Source organism: Vibrio sp. Vb0888 (genome assembly GCF_033338835.1).
Classification (GTDB): domain Bacteria; phylum Pseudomonadota; class Gammaproteobacteria; order Enterobacterales; family Vibrionaceae; genus Vibrio; species Vibrio alginolyticus.
Genome location: NZ_JAWOTL010000361.1, coordinates 1 through 1,012 on the forward strand (window position 1 = coordinate 1; position 1,012 = coordinate 1,012).

Consider the following 1,012-nt stretch of genomic DNA (forward strand, 5'->3'; position numbering starts at 1 on the left):
TTTGCAGTAAAAGGCTTAGACATAACCCAACCTTTTTTGTCTCTTACTGGTGAGGTTCTAAGCGGTGCCAACGCTCCAGTTTTTAGTCATGTCGAGATCAGTGCTGTCGCTTCTTCTGGGAGTAATGCGGGAACATTTTCGAAAGCAGATGATTTGTCGGTAGAGAATGCGGAGCTATCCGTGGGTGGTTACATCACTTACACCATCAAAGCGACCGTTGCGAATGATCTGGTTTCTGACATTACAACTAAGGCATCGGCGTTAACGCGCGATGGCCCTGTAGAAAGCAATGTTCTTGTCACGCCTCCAGCGACGCCGAACGTTACGCTTACCCATACACTTTTGTCTTCGACACCTTATTTAATCAACGGTAAGCTCAATTTCGAAATCAAAGTCAGTAACAACGGTGGTGCGATTGCACATGGTTACCACGTTACGCAGAACATCAACACGTTACTTACCAACAATGGCTTGGCGAACGATCTCTCGTCTGCTTTTAACAACACCGATGTGACCGGAAATCCATTCTCAACGTGGACTGTAACGGTCAACAACATTGGCTCTAACTCCTTATCTGCCTATCAAGCAAGTGGAGTTCAAACTGATGTCGATTTTGACGATACGGTGTCGATCTACCCCGGTGAGTCAATCACTTACCTAGTTGAAGCTACACTGACGCCAATCACCATTGGTACGCTTCAAGGCTTTTCTGCTGCCGTCAAAGATGAATCAGGTTCATTAGTTCAGAGCGCAAACGTCGCAGATACAGTCAATGCAGAAAAAGTGCTGAACGTTTCTGATTCCGAGATCGCCATTTCTAAAACAACCACCGCATCAGAATATGTGCCCGGTGGAAACATCGAATATGAAATTACGGTAACCAACGGTTCGTCTAAGTACTTTGCCAATAACTTATTGATTCAAGATAACTTAACTTGTGTCATGACGGAGCAAGCAGGCGGTGCAGGCGATGCTCAAGCGTTTAAAGAATGGAAAGTTGAAGTCATTTCTG

The 1,012-nt window shown here is 45.4% G+C and carries 1 protein-coding gene; it reads left to right on the forward strand.

The window, feature by feature from the left end; genetic code table 11:
• A partial coding sequence (locus R7P72_RS26270) for a hypothetical protein (RefSeq protein ID WP_318111213.1) occupies window positions 1-1,012 on the forward strand: 1,012 nt, incomplete at both ends.